Source organism: Pseudidiomarina sediminum DSM 21906 (assembly GCF_000423165.1).
In the GTDB taxonomy this organism is placed as follows: domain Bacteria; phylum Pseudomonadota; class Gammaproteobacteria; order Enterobacterales; family Alteromonadaceae; genus Pseudidiomarina; species Pseudidiomarina sediminum.
Genome location: NZ_AUHL01000009.1, coordinates 22,385 through 43,498, shown reverse-complemented (window position 1 = coordinate 43,498; position 21,114 = coordinate 22,385). Strand labels below are relative to the sequence as shown.

21 protein-coding genes are annotated in these 21,114 nt (G+C 50.2%); 14 read left to right on the top strand and 7 right to left on the bottom strand.

The features are described 5' to 3' along the window. Nucleotides 1–15 precede the first annotated feature (15 nt). Nucleotides 16–744, top strand: a complete 729-nt coding sequence (deoD, locus tag G535_RS0104930; protein WP_026861049.1) for a purine-nucleoside phosphorylase — start codon at nucleotides 16–18, stop codon at nucleotides 742–744. On the opposite strand, the gene G535_RS0104925 is transcribed toward deoD, so the two are convergent. The 4 genes from G535_RS0104925 to G535_RS0104910 are packed head-to-tail and all read right to left on the bottom strand — an operon-like array spanning nucleotide 737 to nucleotide 3,866. After that, on the bottom strand, nucleotides 737–1,924 hold the full coding sequence (locus G535_RS0104925; RefSeq protein ID WP_026861048.1) for an ATP-binding protein: 1,188 nt from the start codon (nucleotides 1,922–1,924) through the stop codon (nucleotides 737–739). The two genes, deoD and G535_RS0104925, sit on opposite strands and share 8 nt — an antisense overlap. Before the next feature lies 1 nt (nucleotide 1,925). Beyond that, the gene (locus G535_RS0104920) at nucleotides 1,926–2,618 is read right to left on the bottom strand and encodes a response regulator transcription factor (protein ID WP_034727697.1); all 693 of its coding nucleotides are present in this window, start codon (nucleotides 2,616–2,618) and stop codon (nucleotides 1,926–1,928) included. Then, entirely contained in the window at nucleotides 2,615–3,028 is a 414-nt protein-coding gene (locus G535_RS0104915) for a DUF3019 domain-containing protein (protein ID WP_126775210.1), read from the bottom strand. Before G535_RS0104915 ends, G535_RS0104920 begins: the two co-directional genes overlap by 4 nt. Continuing rightward, complete coding sequence (locus G535_RS0104910) at nucleotides 3,018–3,866, bottom strand: MipA/OmpV family protein (RefSeq protein WP_026861045.1); 849 nt, start codon at nucleotides 3,864–3,866, stop codon at nucleotides 3,018–3,020. The genes G535_RS0104915 and G535_RS0104910 overlap by 11 nt, the downstream gene beginning before the upstream one ends. Nucleotides 3,867–4,093: 227 nt before the next feature. On the opposite strand from G535_RS0104910, the gene G535_RS14260 reads away from it, so the two are divergent. The 4 genes from G535_RS14260 to G535_RS0104895 all read left to right on the top strand — a co-directional run bounded on the left by G535_RS14260 (nucleotide 4,094) and on the right by G535_RS0104895 (nucleotide 11,806). Continuing rightward, nucleotides 4,094–4,702: a protease inhibitor I9 family protein gene (locus G535_RS14260; protein ID WP_241970493.1), complete on the top strand. Its 609-nt coding sequence runs from the start codon at nucleotides 4,094–4,096 to the stop codon at nucleotides 4,700–4,702. 51 nt (nucleotides 4,703–4,753) lie between these two features. Next, a complete protein-coding gene (locus G535_RS14340; RefSeq protein ID WP_275069171.1) occupies nucleotides 4,754–9,232 on the top strand; it encodes a S8 family serine peptidase in 4,479 nt (1,492 codons plus the stop codon). A 208-nt stretch (nucleotides 9,233–9,440) separates the two neighbouring features. Beyond that, complete coding sequence (prfC, locus tag G535_RS0104900; protein WP_026861044.1) at nucleotides 9,441–11,030, top strand: peptide chain release factor 3; 1,590 nt, start codon at nucleotides 9,441–9,443, stop codon at nucleotides 11,028–11,030. 2 nt (nucleotides 11,031–11,032) lie between these two features. Further along, nucleotides 11,033–11,806 (top strand): TatD family hydrolase, encoded by a 774-nt coding sequence (locus G535_RS0104895; RefSeq protein ID WP_026861043.1) that lies wholly within the window; start codon nucleotides 11,033–11,035, stop codon nucleotides 11,804–11,806. On the opposite strand, the gene G535_RS0104890 is transcribed toward G535_RS0104895, so the two are convergent. Further along, entirely contained in the window at nucleotides 11,790–12,353 is a 564-nt protein-coding gene (locus G535_RS0104890) for a hypothetical protein (RefSeq protein WP_026861042.1), read from the bottom strand. The two genes, G535_RS0104895 and G535_RS0104890, sit on opposite strands and share 17 nt — an antisense overlap. A 55-nt stretch (nucleotides 12,354–12,408) precedes the next feature. Here G535_RS0104890 and serB point away from each other — a divergent pair, with 55 nt between their 5' ends. Together serB and radA are read left to right on the top strand one after the other, a co-directional pair. Further along, nucleotides 12,409–13,062, top strand: coding sequence for a phosphoserine phosphatase SerB (serB, locus tag G535_RS0104885; protein WP_026861041.1), 654 nt, complete (start codon nucleotides 12,409–12,411; stop codon nucleotides 13,060–13,062). A gap of 3 nt (nucleotides 13,063–13,065) precedes the next feature. Next, on the top strand, nucleotides 13,066–14,427 hold the full coding sequence (radA, locus tag G535_RS0104880; protein WP_026861040.1) for a DNA repair protein RadA: 1,362 nt from the start codon (nucleotides 13,066–13,068) through the stop codon (nucleotides 14,425–14,427). Between the two features lie 17 nt (nucleotides 14,428–14,444). On the opposite strand, the gene G535_RS12935 is transcribed toward radA, so the two are convergent. Then, nucleotides 14,445–15,779 carry a S41 family peptidase gene (locus G535_RS12935; RefSeq protein ID WP_051206969.1) on the bottom strand — a complete coding sequence of 445 codons (1,335 nt, stop codon included), beginning with the start codon at nucleotides 15,777–15,779 and terminating at the stop codon, nucleotides 14,445–14,447. A 137-nt stretch (nucleotides 15,780–15,916) separates the two neighbouring features. On the opposite strand from G535_RS12935, the gene nagZ reads away from it, so the two are divergent. Then, nucleotides 15,917–16,930 (top strand): beta-N-acetylhexosaminidase, encoded by a 1,014-nt coding sequence (gene nagZ / locus G535_RS0104870; protein ID WP_026861039.1) that lies wholly within the window; start codon nucleotides 15,917–15,919, stop codon nucleotides 16,928–16,930. On the opposite strand, the gene queC is transcribed toward nagZ, so the two are convergent. Continuing rightward, nucleotides 16,923–17,594, bottom strand: a complete 672-nt coding sequence (queC, locus tag G535_RS0104865; RefSeq protein ID WP_026861038.1) for a 7-cyano-7-deazaguanine synthase QueC — start codon at nucleotides 17,592–17,594, stop codon at nucleotides 16,923–16,925. The two genes, nagZ and queC, sit on opposite strands and share 8 nt — an antisense overlap. 73 nt (nucleotides 17,595–17,667) lie before the next feature. On the opposite strand from queC, the gene queE reads away from it, so the two are divergent. The 6 genes from queE to G535_RS0104835 all read left to right on the top strand — a co-directional run bounded on the left by queE (nucleotide 17,668) and on the right by G535_RS0104835 (nucleotide 21,114). Further along, nucleotides 17,668–18,357, top strand: a complete 690-nt coding sequence (gene queE / locus G535_RS0104860) for a 7-carboxy-7-deazaguanine synthase QueE (protein ID WP_026861037.1) — start codon at nucleotides 17,668–17,670, stop codon at nucleotides 18,355–18,357. A 96-nt stretch (nucleotides 18,358–18,453) separates the two neighbouring features. After that, the gene (locus tag G535_RS0104855) at nucleotides 18,454–18,732 is read left to right on the top strand and encodes a Flp family type IVb pilin (RefSeq protein ID WP_026861036.1); all 279 of its coding nucleotides are present in this window, start codon (nucleotides 18,454–18,456) and stop codon (nucleotides 18,730–18,732) included. Beyond that, the gene (locus tag G535_RS0104850; protein WP_026861035.1) at nucleotides 18,732–19,925 is read left to right on the top strand and encodes a hypothetical protein; all 1,194 of its coding nucleotides are present in this window, start codon (nucleotides 18,732–18,734) and stop codon (nucleotides 19,923–19,925) included. The genes G535_RS0104855 and G535_RS0104850 overlap by 1 nt, the downstream gene beginning before the upstream one ends. Further along, nucleotides 19,918–20,454 (top strand): hypothetical protein, encoded by a 537-nt coding sequence (locus tag G535_RS0104845; protein WP_026861034.1) that lies wholly within the window; start codon nucleotides 19,918–19,920, stop codon nucleotides 20,452–20,454. Before G535_RS0104850 ends, G535_RS0104845 begins: the two co-directional genes overlap by 8 nt. Further along, nucleotides 20,448–20,954 carry a hypothetical protein gene (locus tag G535_RS0104840; protein ID WP_026861033.1) on the top strand — a complete coding sequence of 169 codons (507 nt, stop codon included), beginning with the start codon at nucleotides 20,448–20,450 and terminating at the stop codon, nucleotides 20,952–20,954. Before G535_RS0104845 ends, G535_RS0104840 begins: the two co-directional genes overlap by 7 nt. Next, nucleotides 20,923–21,114, top strand: coding sequence for a hypothetical protein (locus G535_RS0104835; RefSeq protein ID WP_026861032.1), 192 nt, complete (start codon nucleotides 20,923–20,925; stop codon nucleotides 21,112–21,114). The genes G535_RS0104840 and G535_RS0104835 overlap by 32 nt, the downstream gene beginning before the upstream one ends.

Here is a 21,114-nt window from a genome sequence, read left to right as displayed (position 1 = left end):
AGAAGGAATGAATCTTTGGCTACCCCCCACATCAATGCCGCGGATGATGCTTTTGCCGCAACATGTTTATTGCCAGGCGATCCTTTACGCGCAAAGTATATTGCTGAGAATTTTCTTACCGATAGTCAATGTGTTACCGATGTTCGTAATATGCTTGGCTTCACTGGTTTCTACCAGGGGCATCGGGTTTCGGTCATGGGCACTGGGATGGGAATGCCGTCGTGTGCGATTTATGCGACGGAGTTGGTGCGCCATTATGGGGTGCAGCGTTTAGTGCGCGTCGGCAGTTGTGGCGCAGTTCAGCACGCATTAAAACTCAATGATTTAGTGATTGCCAACAGCGCAAGCACCGACTCCAATATGAACCGAAACCAATTCGGTGGTTATGACTTTGCCGCCTGTGCTAGTCCGCGCCTTGTGCAACAGTTTCTCAATGCCACCGACGCGCAGCGTCGTGATAGCGTGGTAGGACAGGTGTTTTCAACGGATAGTTTTTATGATGGCGGCGACGCGCTGATCCCCATGCTACAGCGGATGGGTGTGTTGGCTGTTGAGATGGAGGCCGCTGGTTTATACGGCGTTGCGAGTCGTTACCAAGTGCAAGCGCTCACGGTACTTACGGTGTCAGATCACATTCTAACTGGCGAGCAGCTCTCGAGTGAAGCACGGCAAACGAGCTTTAATGAGATGATTGCACTCACGCTTGCTGCGTTGCACCCCTCGTCACCAGCAACCACTAAATAAATTGCGGTTGCTTGCGCCAACGGACCGTAAATTTGGCGCCGCCCAAACGCTCAGAGCTACCTGAGAGTAGCTCTGCTTCATGCCACAAGGCCACTTGTTTGACGATAAAGAGTCCAAGCCCGAACCCCGAACTTTGTTGCGCTTCAAATTCTGAAAAAATGGCAACTCCTTCGGGTAACCCTGGACCATCGTCCTCGACCACGATTTCACAGTGTGTTTCCGTCGCTTTGGTGATCAGACGAACTTCACTGGCGGCGTAGCGGAATGCATTCGTAATCAAATTTTGACAGAGTATTTTCAGCGCCTGCCGATCACCTTGGGCTGTTTCTCCGGTACAGCCGTAGGTGAGCACGCAGGCGTGCGGGTAGAGGTTGAAGCCTTCGGCAATGGTCGTGGTGAAGCGCTGTAGATTAAAGTTTTTATAGGTTTTCTGGCCCAGATAGTCGAGCCGCGCAAAGGTTAAGTAACTGGTCGCCAGCAACTCTATTTCATCAAGATCTTGGTGCATTTGCTCAAGGTAATTCGAACGTTGTTGCTGTGCTTCGAGCTCAAGAGCAAAACGCATTCGAGCAAGGGGCGTGCGCACTTCATGTGAAATAGTTTGTGACAAGGTTTTGTGGGCATGCACGTAGCTGGCCACTTGCTTCGACATACGGCTAAAGGTTTCAGCCAAGGGGGCGATTGTAGATGAGGCAGCGACGCTCATGGGTAAGGGTTGCGGCTTTTTACCAAATCGCTTGGCTTGTTTTTGCAGAACGTGTAAATCTCTAAAAACGGGTCCAATAAGCGCCAAGACGATAAGAATGAGTCCTAAATAAAACGCGATAATGACACTGCTTAACAGTCCATAACTTGCGCCTTCTGCACGAATTGGGCCGATCTCGGTAAGTTGGCCTTGAGCGTCTTGGCGGTAGTAGTACAGCTGATCGTCAGTGTACTTAAGGGCTACGGTTTGGCCGGCGTAGAGTTTATGTTGTAACTCTTGTGGGAAAGCGACTTCATCTGCATCGAGCGTGCTAATACGCACATTGGTGCCATCGCGAGGAACCAGTTGGTCGATACTAATGAGATATTTACCGTTGTCAGGGTGATGTGAGGCGAGGAGTTGATCAAAGGCTGCATACAACCCCACCGACAATACAACCAGAGAGAGGATCAGCTTGGCAAAGCGTGTTTTCATTTTAGTTGGAACCTATACAAAGACGGTATCCTTCGCCGTGGACGGTGACGATATCGATGATCCCTTCAGCGGTGCTTTGTAAGCGCTTTCGCAAGCGGCTTATTTTGAGGTCAATGGCGCGATCAAGACCGTTGTAGGGGCGTCCTAAATAGGTTTCAAATAAGTATTCTCGGGAGAGTGTTTGGCCAAAATTCATCGCGAACAATTGCATTAGGGCGAAATCTTTGGTCGTGAGGCGACAGTGAATGTCACCTACAGAAAATACATGCGTAGCGGGATTTAACGTTAACTCTCCCACTGAGAACGCGTGATGCGGGTGATAACTTGATTTTCTTAAGTTCGCTTTGATTTTTGCGAGCAGCACCGAGGGCGCAACGGGTTTGGTGATGTAATCGCAAGCTCCAAGCTCTAAACCGGTGATTTGATCGTCATCGTCCGTTCGCGCGGTAAGAAAAAGAACTGGGCATTCAAAGTGTCGTACGAGTAATTTGAGACCTTGAAAGCCTGATACGCCGGGCAGCATTACGTCGCACACTATTAAATCTGCGGGGGCATCAAGTCTGCGTTTAAGCGCCTTTTCGATAGAGTCAAAGCTGCTTACCGTCATACTATTTTGTTCAAGGTAAGTCTCTGTAAGGTGCGCTAAGCTCACGTCATCTTCAATGAGGACAATGTTTGGGCGTTCTCGTGTCATAGAATATTCCAACCAATACCGCGGCGGATACGTTTCGGGGGGGTGTGCTGTGCGACCTGCAGGGTACTTGCAGCGATAACATTGCCATGGTCGTCTTGTAACTCAAAGAGCACGCTTTTTGCACTCATCACCGGAACTTTTAATTGCAGAAAAGGCACAGCCTCCTCGCTGCAATGAACGGCTTGGGTGTGATTCATGATTAGGCAGAAGGGCGGCTCTAAGCGTTGTGGATACTTCACCTCAATGGTTGTTTCGCAGCTCGGAGCTTCTGCGTTGGTGACACAGACACGAGGGCGCAACTGCAAGGAGGTTGGATCTGCGTAGACGCTACAGGATGCAACGACAATTAGAACCAAGACTAACCTCGTCGCAACGGAGATAAGCACACTATGAGAGAACTTAGAAATCATAGCTAAATCCGAAAAATGCCCCTAGGTAGCTGCGCTCTTCAATGAGCCGGCTGCGCTGAATTGCTTCGGCGAGACCGTTGTATTCGACAACAGCGACCGCATTCCAGCGTTCGCTCAATGGCACTTTAGTAATAAGACGAAGGTGATGACTTAAACGGTTATCATCGGCGTAGTGACGTTGGTAGTGGTCACGATCGCTGGGCATAACCGCATAGTAGTAATTGAGGAGTTCGTTGCTTTTATAAGTGAGGCCGGCCTCAACGGCAAAGGCCCAGCGTTCGAATGTAAAGGTACGATTGAACTTCGCTTGCAGTTCGTGGCCGTTATGCACCGAAGTAATATCCTGGTAAGCGCCAAACGAAAGGTTACCAAAGCGGGTTGGCATCAGCGCATGTAACCCGACCATATAGGATAAGCGGCGGCTGACATCGGTGCGTGGTTGCTTTGGCTCAAGCGGGCCGGTGGCCGCAATAGGAGCGTAGCCTAGTACTTCACTTAAAAGAACGTTTTTCAGCCCGTCGATTTCAAAATGAAAGGCGTCTTCATTCAGTTTCGACTGTAGGTCAAGCAGAACCCGCTCACCTTCGTAAAGGCTGTAGCCAAGCGTCGTATTTTCAAGGTAAAAGCGCTCACCATAATAGGAAACACTTGGTAGCAGGTAAGTATTCGCTCCGTCAGATTGAACCCGTGGGTTTTCGATATAGCCATATCCCAAGGCGACTGAGAGATGCCCCTCACCAACGTCCGCGAGCTGTGTTGCGGGTGTTGCTGCCGTTGGCTGAGCGAGAGCGGGTAAGGGTACCCAGAGCAGTAATAAGAGGACCAGTCGCACTGTCATACCAGATTCTTCACTAACTAAAATTTTGATCGAAAAACACTCTATCGCTTCGATCGATAAATGTCGTTACTCACCGCCGATTTTGCTACAAAAAGCTACAAATTACAAAAAGCTACACGAATCCGTTGGTGAAAAATTGCACGTCCATGTTCTTATCATTTAGCCACAGGTTTAAACCAAGTTAAGCCGGTAGGCACTTCAACCAATAAAAATTTAGGAAGTTGATCGTGAAAACAAAAATGATAACAACAGCGGTCCTCGCTGCGTTGTATAGCACGGGGAGTCTCAGTGCTGCAGTCTCCGATGTACAGCCTGCAGCGGGAAAACGACACCATCTTCAGGCGCCCGATATTAACCCAGCGCAAATTATTGAACAAAGCCTAAGCGGTGAAGCGCAAGGCTACAGCGTTCAGCGCCAAAATGGGTTAAACGTGCAACTCAACCGACAAACTGAAAAGTTCGTCTATGAGCCTGAAATCACCGGTGAGCATGTCTACGTAGTGCGTTTGCGTGGTGCGGCATTGGTCAACCAGCGTTTTTCAACGACCACGCAAGCCAAGCGTGATGCAGCCGGAAAGCTCTTCGTAGCAGGCCGAGCTGTGTCACAGGAAGTTAGTCAGGCGCAGTCACGTTTGCTGCAGCAACAACGCCAGACCTTCTCAGAACTTGCTATGGCGGTGGGAAGTTCACCGATGCGACAGCAGTTCACCACCGCACTCAATGCCTTTACGGTCACGCTTGATCAAGACCGTGCGGCGCTCGTGGCGAAGCACCCGCAAGTTGCTTCAGTGCAACGCGCGAAAACCTATCAGATGCACACCGATGTTGGCCCGTAACTTATCGAAGCAGATGCGATTTGGTCCGGACAAGCAACGGCCGGCGTCAACATGAAGGGTGAAGGTTTGATTGTTGGCGTTATTGATTCAGGGATTAACTCTGATCATCCAGCGTTTCAAGCGGTAGATGCGACCGGCTATCGTCACACGAACCCTTTTGGAAGTGGCAACTATGTCGGTGATTGTGCCTTAACGGAGTACGCCGATCGCTGTAACGATAAATTAATTGGGATGCGCAGCTATCCAGTACTAACTGATACCTATGTGACCGGTGAACTTGGCGGCGTTGCAGCTCCAGTCGGGGAAGATTATCACGGTCACGGCACGCATGTTGCGTCAACTGTCGCTGGTAATATTCAATACAATGCACCGTTATCGGCCCCAGAAGTGAGCAATGCCAGTGATGGTCAGGTATTAGCGAGTGACTTCTTCCCACAGCTTAGCGGTGTTGCGCCGCGGGCAAATATTATTTCCTACCAAGTTTGTCAGCCTGCGTCGGAGCTTGTTCAAGGTTGCCCAGGTGAGGCGTTACTGGCAAGTATTGAAGACGCGATTGCTGATGGCGTCGATGTCATTAACTTTTCTATCGGTGGTCAAGATAGCCACCCTTGGAGTGATGCGCTAGAAATCGCCTTTCTCGGCGCACGCAAAGCTGGCATCTTGGTTGCTGCCGCAGCGGGGAACTCTGGTCAATCAGGTCAATACGAAGAAATGTTTGGCGCGATTGATCACGCCTCGCCATGGTTATTGAATGTCGCTGCAACCTCGCATGGCCGTGAAGTCATCGTTGAAACCAGCGCCGTTGACCCTGGTTTTGTTAATAGCGCCGATGCCGGGCAGTTGCCTAAATGGTCGTCGCTCACCGGTGGTGGTGTGAATGAAACCGGGGTAACTGGCGTTGTCGTAAAAGCTGAAGACTACCCGAACATTTATGGTGAGTATGACGCCTACTGCCGTGAAAAATATGCGCCTGGCACTTTTGATGTCTATCCTGATGGCAGTTTGATCACCATGACCGGGCAGGATGCAAAAACCATTGTGGTCTGCGCGCGCGATAACCTCAATGATCCTAATGGTGTGGCGCGGAACTTAAAAGCAACCAATATCGCTGCAGGCGGAGCCGATGGTTTCGTGCTCTATAACTATGGTTGGTCCGACCCTATTAGTTACACTTCAGTTTACGCACTACCAGCGATTCACATCAGTAGTGGTGCCTGGAACGGCGATGCAAGTAACAGCTACTATGGTTTGAAAAAGTGGTTAACCAACAACGGTAAGGGACATCAGCTCACTATTCAACCGACCTTGATGGACAGCTATGTGATTGCCGATGAAGTTGACAAGCTGGCGCCGTTTTCATCGCGTGGGCCAAGCCCTTCGACACCAGAAGCACTGATCCCTGCAGTATCAGCGCCAGGGGTAAACATTTACGCTGCTTGGTCAGATGAACACCCGTTTGCGCAAGTTGGCGTGACCGGTGATTACACTTTTCTAAGTGGTACCTCAATGGCGTCGCCACATGCTGCGGGAGCTTTGGCATTACTTCGTCAAGCGCACCCAGATTGGAGTGCTGCTGAAATTCAATCAGCGCTTGTCGCAACAGCTGATGAAACCGTGACCTATCATTACTTTAATCGCCCATCAGAAGAAGTGATGCCGGTTTCCACTTATCGTGCGGGTACTGGGCGCATTAACGTCGCGAATGCGGTGCAAGCAGGCCTTGTGCTGGATGAGAGCGCCGATAATTTCATGGCCGCCGATCCTGAAAATGGTGGGGCAGTACATCGTTTGAATTTGCCACAACTGGTCAACTTTAACTGCCAACCAACCTGTACTTGGTTGCGCACAGTGCGCGCGACCAAAGATGGAACTTGGCAGGTTAGCCATGATGATGTGGTGAACTGGGCGTTCGATGCGAAACAGCAGTTCCAACAAAATGGGATCACGATTGAAGCGCATCCTACTGAATTCACCTTGCAGGCTGGCGAAACGCAAACCATTGTGGTGACCGCATCGGTGATGGATACGCAAGATCCCTTTAGTAACTCGGAAGTTGAGCTGCACTCAACGCTGCGTTTCCAAGAAGTGAGTGACCGCAGTCCAGCCATGCATTGGCCGATGGTATTCAAATATGACGCCAATGGTATGCCGTCAAACTTGTCAGTCGTAGCGCATCGAAATGATGGTTCGCAAGACTTCAATGGCATCGATTTGCCAGAAGGCAACAACCTTGGCCGTGTGTATCAGCCGGTCAAAGCTGAGCAAAAAGTCATTACTTTGCCAAAAGACCTTGATTACTATCGCCCGTGGAGCACGCGCGAGGATAAGGGGAGTCATGAAGAGCGTTTAGATGACGCTACGGATTTGACTTGGGTGTATGTGCCGCAGGGAAGTAAACGCCTTGTTGCTGAAGTGACTGAGCTCGTCGACTCTGAACTCAAAGGTCACCAAGACTTGGGTAACTTTTCCGTGTATATCGGTAAAGACTACAACGGCAACCAAGTTCCAGATCTTGATGAAGAGATCTTGTGTGTTTCGACACATATGATTTACAAAAACTTCTGTAACGTGAACAATCCTGAAGAGGGGAATTACTGGGTTGTGTTCCACAACTCGAAAAAGGGCTGGATCGAAGGCGAGTACGACGGCATTACCGAAAGCTATAAGGTCGCGATTGCGGTTGTTGAGGATGTTATTGCATCAGATATGAGCGTGTCCGTACCTTATTCTGACGGTCGTCAACCGAGTACGGTGACGTTGGGCTGGTCAATGCCTGAGATGACCGAAGGCGACCTCTTTTACTCGATGATTGATTTCGGCACTTCTGAAGTGAACCTTGGCAACATCGGTAAGGTTGCGCTTAAGCTGGCGCGTGGCGAAGATGACGTGAGCCTTTCTGCGACCCAAACAGCGGCACAAAAAGGCGATATTGTTGGTTTTAACTTCAATGTCTTAGCTAACCAGTCGGGGAGCGATCGAGCGTTTGAAATCCACAGTGAATTGCCTGAAGGGCTAAAAGTTCTTCGGGTCGATAGTAATAAAGTGGAGTATACCAGTGAGCTCACGCAAGAAGGGCAATCTGTGGTGATCGCTGGGGTGCAACCTGACACTAGCACTATTGCACCTGACTACAAGGTCACCACCAATCTTGCGGATGCCAGTTGCCGTACCCCGGATTTTGGCAATGCAAATGCCGGTGGTTATGTCGATTTGGTTGAGTTTGGTATCGTGCCGGTGCTGGGTGGTTTCGCGCCAGTAGAGGAAGATGAGTTTGGCTTTGTGCTGCCGGGTAAGAACGGCAACATTGTCCATAGTGAAGGCTATATTTTACCTGTTTCGCAGCTCTTTGGCGGTTTGTATGACAGTGTGCATTTGTATAACAACACCGATTATATGACGACTGGCGTTGTGAATGGCATTGAAATCCGTGCGACCGGGATGATTGCCTTTATGGAAGGTGCGCCGTTGTTTGGCGGTTTCCACTTCCCATTGCCAAACAATGGATTACCGTACGAGCAAATTGCCCCGTTGTGGCGCGCCCAAAACTTCACCAACGGTGACATGATGAGCTTGCCATTGTTGCAAAGTCCGTTTGATCCTGAGGGTATTTCGATTGCAACAACAGCGTCAGGTTGGGGCATCGTCGAGTTCGATAATGCGCGCTCTTATGCCTTTACTGACATCAAGCCTAATGGTGCTTTCGAGTGGACCGAGCGTGATGACCGCTTTGACTTTGAGTTGCTGTTCAATGTTAACACCTTGCACGGCGACGGTGAGTACGAGCTGATCATGGCGTACGACAACATTGATTTTGGCAGTCAAGATGGTCGTGGCTCAATTGGCTTGCAAGGTTATCGTGGCCCAGCGCATACCTTTGGTCCTTTAGAAGGCTTCCTTGGTAAGCAAGTGGCGTATGAAAACCTGGATGAAGTGCTTACCGATGGCTTGGTGATCTGTTATGACTATCAAGGCCCTGAAGTCTCTGAATTCCAAGTCACTATGTGGGCTGAAGTTCAAGCTGAAGCGGTGGGTAAAGCATTGACTGTGACAGCTGTGAGTAAGGTCGAAGGCATGGCGGATATTGAAATGACCCATACCCTCAACGCGCCGTCGAACATCACTATCGGTGACTTGGTAGACCAAAGTATCGATGAAAACACCTCACTTAAAGACTTAGTGATCTACTACGCTGATGAAGAAAACAGTGTGAATGAGATCACCGTCACCGGTGAGAACATCAGTGCTGAAGTTAGTGGTCACACGTCAGGTTCGACAGTCACAATTACCCCGAAGGCGAACTTCCACGGTGAAGTTGAAGTTACGGTGACGGTGAGTGATGTTGAGAACCCATCAGATGCGGCATCAACACGTTTCATGTTGACGGTTGTTTCTGACGGTGAAGAGCCGGATACCGGTGGCACTCCGCCGCCAAAACCTGAGCCTGAGACGCCTTCGTCATCAAGCGGTAGTGTCGCATGGTGGATGATGGCTATGCTTGGTTTACTGTGTTTCCGTCGCCGTCTTAACTAAGCTAGTTTTGTTCTCCCTGGTAAAGCCACTCTTCGGAGTGGCTTTTTTGTTGCTGCAGAATACGTGCATCTGAAGTGATTCAGTCGGCAGCAACAGCCTTTGATTGTTTCTAGCGGCAAGATCAGCGAAAATAGCGCTTAATACTGATGAACCCGACGGATTTGCGCGAAACAGCAGCAATCCATGTCTAAACCAAAAGAAGTGATCCATGGCAAACCTAGATCTACCGAAAGAAATTAATAAGCGTCGTACCTTCGCGATTATCTCGCACCCGGATGCGGGTAAAACCACCATTACCGAAAAGGTATTGTTGCATGGGCAACGGCTGCAAAAAGCGGGTACCGTGAAAGGTAAGAAATCTGGGCAGCATGCCAAATCTGACTGGATGGAAATGGAAAAAGAGCGTGGTATCTCAGTGACCACCTCGGTGATGCAGTTTCCGTATCGCGATGCTTTGGTCAATCTGCTTGATACGCCTGGACACGAAGATTTCTCGGAAGATACCTATCGTACACTTACTGCGGTTGACTCTTGTTTGATGGTGATTGATGGCGCGAAAGGTGTCGAAGACCGGACCATTAAATTGATGGAAGTAACGCGTTTGCGTGATACGCCAATCATCACTTTTATGAACAAATTAGACCGTGACATTCGTGACCCACTTGAGTTGCTTGACGAAGTGGAAAGCGTGCTCAGTATTATGTGTGCGCCTATTACGTGGCCCATAGGTTCAGGTAAGAACTTCAAAGGTGTGTACCACTTACTTAAAGATGAAGTGGTGCTTTATAAAACGGGTCAAGGTCACCGTATTCAAGACGTGGATATTATCAAAGGGATTGATAACCCAGAGCTAGATGAGCGCCTTGGACCTTATGCGAGTGACCTGCGTGACGAGATTGAGCTCGTGAAAGGAGCCTCGAACGAGTTTGATAAAGAACTATTTTTAGCCGGTGAGCTTACGCCGGTCTATTTCGGTACCGCTTTAGGTAACTTTGGTGTCGATCATATGCTTGATGGTCTCGTCGACTGGGCACCAACGCCGTTACCGCGCGAAACGGATACTGGCGAAGCTGTCGCTGCGACGCACCCGTCGTTCTCTGGCTTCGTTTTTAAAATTCAGGCGAATATGGACCCTAAACACCGTGACCGCGTCGCGTTTATGCGGATTGTCTCGGGTAAGTATGAAAAAGGCATGAAAATGCATCAGGTGCGCATTGGTAAAGACGTGCGTATTGCTGATGCTCTGACCTTCCTTGCTGGGGATCGTGAGCATGTTGAAGAGGCTTACCCGGGTGACATTATTGGTCTGCACAACCATGGCACCATTCAAATCGGTGATACCTTTACTGGTGGGGATAAGTTTAAGTTCAGCGGTATTCCGAACTTTGCTCCAGAACTATTCCGTCGCATCCGTTTAAAAGACCCACTGAAACAGAAGCAGTTACTAAAAGGCTTGGTCCAGCTTTCGGAAGAAGGGGCGGTACAGGTATTCCGTCCGCTCATCAATAACGATCTCATTGTAGGTGCGGTTGGTGTGCTGCAGTTTGATGTCGTCGTGCATCGCCTGAAAGCAGAATATAACGTTGATGCAGTGTATGAAAATATCAACGTTGCGACTGCGCGCTGGGTCGACAGCGATGATGAACGGAAGTTAGATGAGTTCCGCCGTAAAGCTGAAGCCAACCTGGCGCTTGATGGCGGTGACAACTTAACCTACATTGCGCCAACCATGGTTAACTTAAACTTGGCGACTGAACGTTACCCTGATATTCAGTTCCACCATACGCGCGAGCACTAAGGATGACCGTTGGCCTCTTCGACACCCATTGTCACCTCGATTTTGAGGCATTCGATGTGGATCGCGAAGAGGTCGTTCAACGCGCGCTCGACGCTGGTGTTTGTAAGTTTCTTATTCCCGGGACACAGCGGGTAAGTGAACGCTTTCGCTTACCTGCAACGCCGGGGGTTGAGTGTGCATATGGGGTAGGGCTACACCCGTACTTTATTGCGCAACATACTGCTGAGGATCTTGCTTGGGTGGCGACCGAACTGGCGCATGATCCACGTCTCTGGGTCGGTGAAATTGGTCTTGATGCCCATTGTCCGGCTTGGCCATTGCAAGAGCAGTTATTTGTGCAGCAAGTGCAACTTGCCGTCGACTATCAACGTCCGCTAATTGTTCATCACCGCGATACACAGCAACAATTGCTTGAGTTATTACAGCCGTTTACGCCATTACTTCCTGAGCAAGCCGGTATTTTACATGCCTTTAGTGGCAGTTATGAGCAAGCCCGCGAGTGGGTAAAAAGAGGGTTTAAGATTGGCGTTGGCGGCGTGATTACTTATCCAAGGGCAAAGAAAACACGGCGCGCTATCGCGCAATTACCGTTAAGCAGCCTAGTGTTGGAGACTGATGCTCCTGCAATGCCCGTGTGCGGGCACCAAGGACAACGCAACGAGCCCGCGCGGCTGACACAAATCGTCAATGCCCTAGCTGAGTTGCGCACAGAGCCCGAAGAGGAGCTGCGAACAACGCTTTGGCAGACCAGTTGTGCGCTTATCGCATCGGTTTAAGCCGACGATAACGCCATTTATTGAAGGTTAACGTCGCGAGTACTCCAGCAAAAATCGCAAAAAGTAGCAAATATTGGCCGTAATAGGAGAGGTATTGATGGGTTGCGACCGGCTCTGCTAGCAGCTGCGGTTGATTGACGACAATGTGCAAATAACCATGCACCAAAGTGTCTTCGCGGATCTCTTCAACTAACACAAAAACCTGCTCAGGCTGCTCCGTGGCGGCATCGGCACTGACTAAAAGCTGGCCGTAACTGTCATAAATAGCACTATATTCAACCAGTTGATGACGCGTGAGCTGATTCACAAGGACTTGGAGCTTCTCTTTATCGTTGGCAATGAGCCAATAGCGCGCCTCATGGCCGGCTTGTTCGGCCATCAGCTCCAGCAGTTGCTGACTGTGCACTTGCAAATCTTCTAGGCTGGTCTCTTGCATGTTGCTCCAAAAGTTCTCGATCAGAATGATCAACAACACAGCAGCAAGCAAACGCCGGCCACGACGATAGACAAGTTGAATGATATTGATAACATGTTGCTTTGTAGTCATAGTCAAAACTATACGTCGAGCAGCCCTTTCAGAGCAACAAGGAACACGAGATAAGATGATAACTTTACAGCAACCGGGCTTGGTTGTGTTCGATATGGACTCCACGCTCATTACCATTGAATGTATTGATGAGTTAGCAGACTTAGTAGGGAAAAAGGCGGAAGTGAGTGCAGTTACCGAGGCCGCCATGCGCGGAGAGCTCGATTTCGCGGAAAGCCTGCGCGCACGTGTGCAATTGTTGGCGGGTGTTGAACGCTCGAAGTTGGCAGAATTGTTTCAGCCGTTGCCCTTATCCGTCGGTGCGCTCCAACTGATCGAATGGTTTCATCAACACGGCTGGCGCGCAGCATTGGTTTCAGGGGGCTTTACGTGGTTTTCTGAACAGGTCGCGCAGGCGCTAGCGTTGGACGCGCACCATGCCAACACCTTGTTATGGCAAGGCGATAAACTCACTGGCGAGGTGGCTGAACCTATTGTTGACGCGCACTATAAAGCTACCTACTTACAGCAACTTGCTGAGCAATGGGATATTCCGTTGCACAATACTATCGCGGTGGGAGATGGCGCAAACGATAGTGCCATGTTAGCTGTCGCTGGATTAGGGGTTGCTTATTGCGCGAAAACTGCGTTACGCGAGGTCGCTGATGTTTGCCTCGATACGCCAGATTTGATGCAACTCGCGCATCACCTCCAAGCATTAGAGAAATAAGCTATGGCGAAAGCAAAAACAGCCTATGTATGTAATGAATGTGGTGCAGACTTTGTCCGCTGGCTGGGCCAATGTACCGAATGTAAAGCTTGGAACTCATTGAGTGAGGTACGACTTGCCAGCGCGAAGACTGCTGCGGTTGAACGACGAGGCTTTGCTGGCGCGACGCAAGCCAAAGTGCAAACCCTCGCGGAAGTGAATTTAGAAGATTTACCTCGTTTTAGTAGTACGTACCAAGAGTTTGACCGGGTGCTCGGTGGCGGGATTGTGCCCGGGTCGGCGATACTTATTGGCGGCTCGCCGGGGGCTGGTAAAAGTACCTTGCTGCTGCAAACCATGTGCCAATTGGCAGCGAAAATGCCGACACTGTATGTTACAGGTGAAGAATCCTTGCAGCAGGTAGCATTGCGCGCACAACGCTTGGGTTTGCCCAGTGATAAGTTGCGTATGCTCGCGGAGACTTCTGTCGAGACTATATGCAATTTGGCTGATGCTGAACAACCCAAAATTATGGTGATTGACTCGATTCAGGTGATGCATCTCGCTGATATTCAATCTGCCCCAGGCAGCGTGTCTCAGGTGCGCGAATCAGCTGCGTATTTGACGCGCTACGCCAAACAAAAAGGCGTTGCCATAATTATGGTGGGCCATGTGACTAAAGATGGCTCGTTGGCAGGGCCGAAAGTATTAGAACATTGTATCGATGCCTCGATTTTGCTCGAGGGCACCGCTGACTCGCGTTTTCGCACCTTGCGCGGCCATAAGAACCGGTTTGGTCCGGCTAATGAGCTCGGCGTTTTTGCGATGACCGGGCAAGGCTTGAAAGAAGTCAGCAACCCATCGGCGATTTTCCTACAGCGTGGTGAAGAGCATGGTAACGGCTCAGTGGTCATGGTTATTTGGGAAGGGACACGGCCCTTATTGGTAGAGTTACAAGCTCTCGTGGATGCGAGTCAGCTGGCCAATCCACGCCGCGTCGCGGTTGGAACTGAAGCCACCCGATTAGCCATGTTGCTGGCTGTTTTACATCGCCATGGCGGCCTACACATGTCGGATCAGGATGTGTTTGTTAACGTGGTGGGCGGCGTGCGCGTGACTGAGACAGGGGCTGATTTGGCATTGCTGTTAGCCATTGTTTCAAGTTTCCGTGAGCAGCCGTTGCCGCGTGATCTTATCGTTTTTGGTGAGGTAGGCTTGGCTGGTGAGATTCGACCGGTACAAAATGGTCAAGCACGTTTAAACGAAGCCGCGAAGCACGGCTTTAAGCGCGCCGTTGTCGCAGCAGGTAACCGGCCCAAGGAACCTATTGAAGGCATGGAAGTCATTGCGGTAAAAAACCTGCAACAAGCGCTTGAGGCAATTTAAACGACTGGAAGCGTGGGTTAAAACTCACGCTTCCATTGCTCGGGTAACGTCATAGGCTCATCAACACGATGTGTGACCGAAGCTTGTTGCACCCCCCCTGACGCTTGTGGGCGGCAGCTACCATAACTGATAAAGTGTCGTGCTTGGAGTAACAGTGGGTCGTTCTCCGCCCCCCAATCACCGACAATACTATCCGTCGCAGGGCAGGTGACGGGTAGCCCATCGAAGTAGCGGCCTTCGCCATTCGCATTCACCGTCTCAAAGTTGATAACAAAGCTGATTTTATCGCAGAACCGGTCGGGTGACTGACCAACGGGCTTACCACAGGTGGGTTGACCGATAACGACCACATCCACATAAGGGGTTAAGCTATTGATGATGAGTTCTGAAGTGGAGCAACTTGCTCCTGTGGTTAAGACAAAAACGCGATCAAGATTCAGTTGCTGGATGCCCTCACCAAGTTCAAACAAATAGGCTTTGTTGTTATCGGTGTTCTTATCGTTGTAGCGCAGTTGCACCGCCGTGTTACCGATGACATTATTGCCCGCAGCTTGCGTTGCGGCTTGGACACCATATTTGATAATGCCTCCACCGTTATAGCGCACATCAATGATCAGTTCATCAACCCCAGCAAGTTGATTATAGGCATCGTTTAAGTCACTACCGGTACGGTTGATAAAACTGTTCAGTACGTAATAGCCTATTGCTTTGCCATCAAGGGCAAAGCTTTGTGTCGCGAGAACCGTATTGGTTTCTACCGCTTGTTTGGTGAGCACACTTTCACGCTCGGTTTGGTTCACGGCGCGCCAACGTAATGTTCGGGTCACGCCCGACTGGGCTGCACCGAAGGCATCGTTGAGCTGGTTGTTGGCGATTAAGCTCGCCACCGAGGTACCATCGATGCTGAGGATTTCAGCGCCGCGCGTCATCCCAACCGACGTTGCTGGAGAATCTTCATAGACATAATTGATAAACAGACGCGAGCCACTGACACGGGTCGAGAAACCAAAACCGATATACTCAGCGTTTATATAGCGCTGCTCGTACTGTTCTTGGGTCAATATAAAGCTAAAGCGGTCGACTGGGCTACGGATACCATCCAGTAACTGGTAAACATCGTTGTAGTTGCCAGTGTCAACGTTACTTGGAATGTCCTGATACCAAAAGTAGTCGTCGCGCATGTAGTTGAGGAAATAGTTTTTTTCCTCGCCAACGGAACAGCTGCCAGAGTCGGGTACATCAAGATCACCGCCAGTGTTGGTTGAGCCACTACTGCCACCACAGCTAATCAACAGTGGTAGACAACTGCACAAGAGTGCGCGTTTTAAGTTTGATTGTAACGTCGAAGTCATAACTATCACCTGTCTGAAGACTTCCATACTTATAACATTCACCAAGAGAAAGTCTAGCGTGAAAAAACGCTAGTGACCTTCTGCATGAATTTTGGCACACTGCCTCTCTTTACAGTTTAGTTAAAAATGGGATTTGTATGACCGCTGTGATGATTGACCTTGAAGGTACCGAGCTAAGTGCTGCAGAGCGTGAGCTGCTGGCGCACCCGGCTGTGGGTGGTGTGATTTTTTTCAGCCGCAACTTTGCCTCTATGGAACAGCTCCATGAATTGGTTCGTCAAACCCGAGCGGCGGCACGTAACCCTTTGATTCTTGCGGTCGACCATGAAGGTGGCCGTGTCCAGCGATTTCGTGAAGAATTTTCTCGCATTCCTGCCATGGGCCGTATTGCTGATGTCGCCAGCAACGAAGAAGAAGCGCAATCAATGGCGCAAGAAATTGGTTGGCTAATGGCGAGTGAAGTGCTGGCAGTAGATATTGATATTAGCTTTGCCCCCGTGTTGGATGTGAATGGCATTAGTGAAGTGATTGGCGATCGTGCTTTTGCAGACAACCCGCAGCAAGTGATTCATTTGGCGCGCGGGGTGCTTAAAGGCATGCGCCAAGCGGGAATGAAAACGACAGGCAAGCACTTCCCCGGGCATGGTTCAGTGCAAGCAGACTCGCACATCGCTATGCCGGTCGATGAACGTCCATGGGAAGCTATCCGTACTACGGATTTACCGCCTTTTGTCGAGCTCATTAATTGCTTAGATGCCATTATGCCTGCGCACGTCATTTATCCAGATGTGGATGATAAGCCTGCAGGCTTCTCCGAACGGTGGCTACAGCATGTTTTGCGTGCTCAACTAGGCTTTAGTGGCGTCATTTTCAGTGATGATCTTGCTATGGCGGCTGCGCATATCGCCGGGAGTATGCCTGAGCGCGCCCATGCAGCACTCAAAGCTGGATGTAATATGGTGCTGGCGTGTAACGATCGGGCTGGTGCCGAGGCGGTATTGGTGTCACTGGAAACCTATGTGGCGGATGCTGGCGCGCAAGCGAACAGTTGTTACGAGCGCCTTTCAAAAGCAGCGGCGATGGGCATGCCAACCCTACAAAATCATCCGCGCTGGATTCAGGCGCAACGTATGCTTGAGCGCTTTAACTAGCGCTCGTGGCTTCATACTCTAATGGATCCGTGACCTGATTTGCGGCAAAAGCGTCGAGTCGCTCAACGCAGGCTCCACACTTACCGCAGGCTTTCTCACGACCGTTGTAACAGGTCCACGTTTGCTTGTAATCAAGCCCCATCGCTAGACCATCTCGCAAAATCTCACCTTTATCTGCGTTGAGGTAAGGTACTTCTATTGCAATTGGCTCGTAGTTCGCAATTGCACTGACTTCTTGCATGCGTTTTACAAATTCTGGACGGCAATCTGGGTAGATTGCATGGTCGCCCGAGTGTGCACCGTAATAGACCGCCTGAGCTTCGAGTGACACGGCATAGCCTATTGCCAACGAGAGTAAAATCATATTCCGGTTCGGAACCACCGTCGACTTCATTGATTCCTCTTCATAGTCACCTTCAGGAATGGCGATGGCATCAGAAGTAAGTGAACTGCCGGCAAGGAGTTGATTAATCGCGGTGATATCAACAATTTTGTGAGGGATGTTTAGACGCTGAGTCACTTCTGCTGCGACTTCAAGCTCTTTTACATGGCGCTGTCCATAGTTAAAGCTTAATGCATAGACCTCATGGCCATCTTTAAGTGCTCGATTGAGTACGGTAAATGAATCCATACCACCGGAATAAATTACAACGACTTTTGCCATATGACAGGGCTCCCCACTACTTACTTTGGACCAATTTACGCTACAATAGGCACATAGTTTAACGCAAAATAGGATGATTCCCATTACTACTGTTAAGTATCCGGTTAATGAGTTCTTTCAAACCATTCAAGGGGAAGGGCTGTACACTGGCACTCCAGCTTTATTTTTACGTTTGCAAGGCTGTCCGGTTGGCTGTCCTTGGTGTGATACCAAGCATACGTGGGAAAAATCAGATAACGCTCGTGTGAGTGCTGAGGCTATGCTTGCTAAGACTGCGCCAAGCGAGGCGTGGGCGGAGATGAGCGCTGTTGAGATTTTGAACGTAATTGAAGCGCAAGGTTTCACCGCCAAGCATATCGTCATCACCGGTGGCGAGCCTGCAATGTATGACTTGATGCCGTTGGGACAAGAGCTTGAGCAACACGGTTATCAATTGCAAATCGAAACCAGTGGAACCTTTCCGCTGCACGTGACGGAGAATACGTGGGTCACCGTTTCACCCAAGTTGGATATGCCAGGTGGCTATCTTGTGCGTCCAGATTGCATGCAACGTGCTGATGAAGTGAAGTATCCAGTGGCGATGGAAAAGCATATTGATGCATTGGATCTTCTCCTCAAAAACTGTCCGCCGCGGCAGGATACCATTATTGCGCTGCAACCTATCTCACAGCGACCGCGCGCCACGGAATTAGCGATGCAGGTGTGTATTGAACGCAATTGGCGCTTGTCCGTACAGATGCATAAATATCTCAATATCGAGTAAGACATATCTTCTTTTGAAAACACCCTGTTTTCTTTGCGCTATAGTGAATGAGCTGAGGTTATCCCAGCACTGTTCAAGGTAGTGCAAGGAGGCATTATGAAACAGGGACGTTTTACTTCTTATCAACTCGGTCAAGGAATGACCGAGTACATCATTATCGTGGCGTTGATCGCTGTTGCTGCTATCGGTGTCTATTCGTTACTTGGTAAAACGGTACGTAACCAAGTGGCCGGCATCGCACATGAAGTAAGTGGGCAGAGCGCGTCACAACAACTCAATACTGCGCGTGCGAGCGCACGTCGTTCGGGTACTGTTGCTCGACAAGATGTGACGCTGGGCAACTACGATGAAGTGACCGAGTCAGGAGAAAACTGATGCGCTGCAAGGGTTATACTGCGGCGTGGTTGCTACCTATTTTGGCAGCGCTAATGGTGCTATTGCTGGGTGCGATGCAACGCGGAGTTGAGGTGCGAGAAAGTTGGTACCAGCAGAATATCGCCGACAATATGGCGGTATCTGCTGCAGTACTGATGGCGCGCGAAATGAACCTGCTCGCAATCACCAATCGTGCGTTACTTGCCAATGAACTGAGCATTGCGCAGGTCGTGGGCATCGCCAGTTGGTACCAAATGATGAAAGATGTGGCTGATCGCAGCGCTATCATCAGTGCTTGGATCCCTTACTTAAATTCAATTACCAGCACTATCGCCCGTATCGTAAGGCGCATGGAGCGACCATTGAATCAAGTGTTACAGGGAGTGATTTATTTTCAGCAGGCCATAACTACAGCGCTGCGCGCGACCCAGTGGTATGCCCGTCTAGCGTTTGCGATGGAGATCCCGCGGACGTTGTCGCAGATTTATCAGCAGCATGGTCAACAGGGTGATGCGTGGCAGTTGCTGCACGCCCCAGGAATTGTGCCAGCTCCTTGGTTATGGTGGACCTTTATTCCACCACAACGTTCAGGTAATGATGCTGGTCTCTCACAGCGCTTAATGCATGCTAGTTTGGATGCTTTCAGTGCGAAGCGCAGTTACCCTTGGTTTGACTTAATCGGGCTTGAACTTGCAAAGGCAGGGGGCGCGCGTTTAGTAGTGGACGATGCTGGGGCATGGCACTGGCAGGGCATCGATACGGTTTCGTTACACGTACGTGGGCTTCTGGATTCGACGGAATTAGCTGTGGGCGATGGGGCGAGTTACCTTGGCGATCAAATTCAACGCATTGAAGTTGAACACTTTGGTGGTTCAGCAGCAACAAATCCAACGGCCACCGAATGGGCAGCGGACTCACAACTAGCGATGGGTCGCTATGCGACGACATTTAGCTACTTTAATCGTCCACAGTTAGCTCCAGAAGACTGGCCGAAAGTCATTGTGCGCTTACCGCAAGCCACTGCTAAAGCTGGCGTGTTCTACAGTCGTCCTCAGCGGTGGTTTGCCCGCAGGGATGAACAACTGGAACAGGCGAATCTGTTTAACGCCTTGTGGCAGGAGCGGTTAGAGTCTTTGACGTTGCGTGACCGGACGATGCTGAGCTTATTCAAGAGTGAGGCCCCACATGGCTAAAGTAGCGGGGCAAGCGATGCTCGAAGGGTTGGTACTCATGACGCTCTTTACGATGATTTTTGTACTTATCAAAGACGTTATCCACCCTTTTAATGTCGCTGAACAACAACGCATTGATCGTTCCCGTGACCAGATCTGGCGAGCAGGGGAATTATCTGAAGGAGTGATCGCCTCAGCCGACTATCCGCATGCCACACGCGCAAAATTGATTGTCCAGCCGCTTACGATGTTGAGTGGCTTTGAGTTGCCAGTTGAAAATATGCGCCAGTTGCAAGCTTCGCGTGATTATCGCCCAATGGTTCAACTTTCCGATCCTTGGTCACCTAAATCGAGCGCGGAGCTGAGTCGTCGCCCCGCACAATTGACGCTGTTCGCCCGCCTTAACGAGCTAGGCCTGCCGTTCTTGCAACGTATGCTTGGCGCACTTCATTTTACGGAAGAGTTAGCGCCGGACAATTTGGTGTTCGGTTATGTGAATGCGGATGCTACGCCAGCTGAAGTGGATTGCGCGGAGGAATTGCCATGCTAGTCATAGATCCTCCAGTAGATTGGCAGTTAGAGCTTTTACTGCAGCAACCGCAGCGAACCTATTGGCAAGTCATTGCTCCGCAACAACCGCGTTTAGATGAATTCGGCTGTCATCCGCAACAACTGAATAAGGTTCTGCACTGGTGCGAGGTAAATCAGGTCATGTGGGTACTGCAGTACCACCAACAACGCTATTGGCTGACGCGTTGGCAACAGTCACCACATTCTAGGGCCAGCAATTGGCGCGGGGAAGTACTACAAAGCTACACCATGCACGGAAAGCAGGTGCAGCTTCACTTTAGCAAACATCACGTTAAGCAACTACTCACTATGGCGAAGTTCCGTCTCGGGCAACGCTACTCTCACAGCTTGGAAATTGATCATGGACGATATCACTTGGTGTTACAGCAACCACGGGAAGATATGCTTTTCTTTCCGCTCCAGCAACAGACGATGGTGGTTACCATCAGTGACAACGACGAGCGGCCAGGCCAGCGTTGAAACCTTAGTCGTCGCTTTGTCACTGCTGACGATTGTGCTGGTACCGGTAACTGCCGAGGGCACCACATTATTGGCGTTTGCTTTCGCTCTGGTGCAGCAATGGATGCTGGTTTTTAGCGCCTTTTGGCAGCATTACACCTTGCATCCGTGGGCGGGCTAA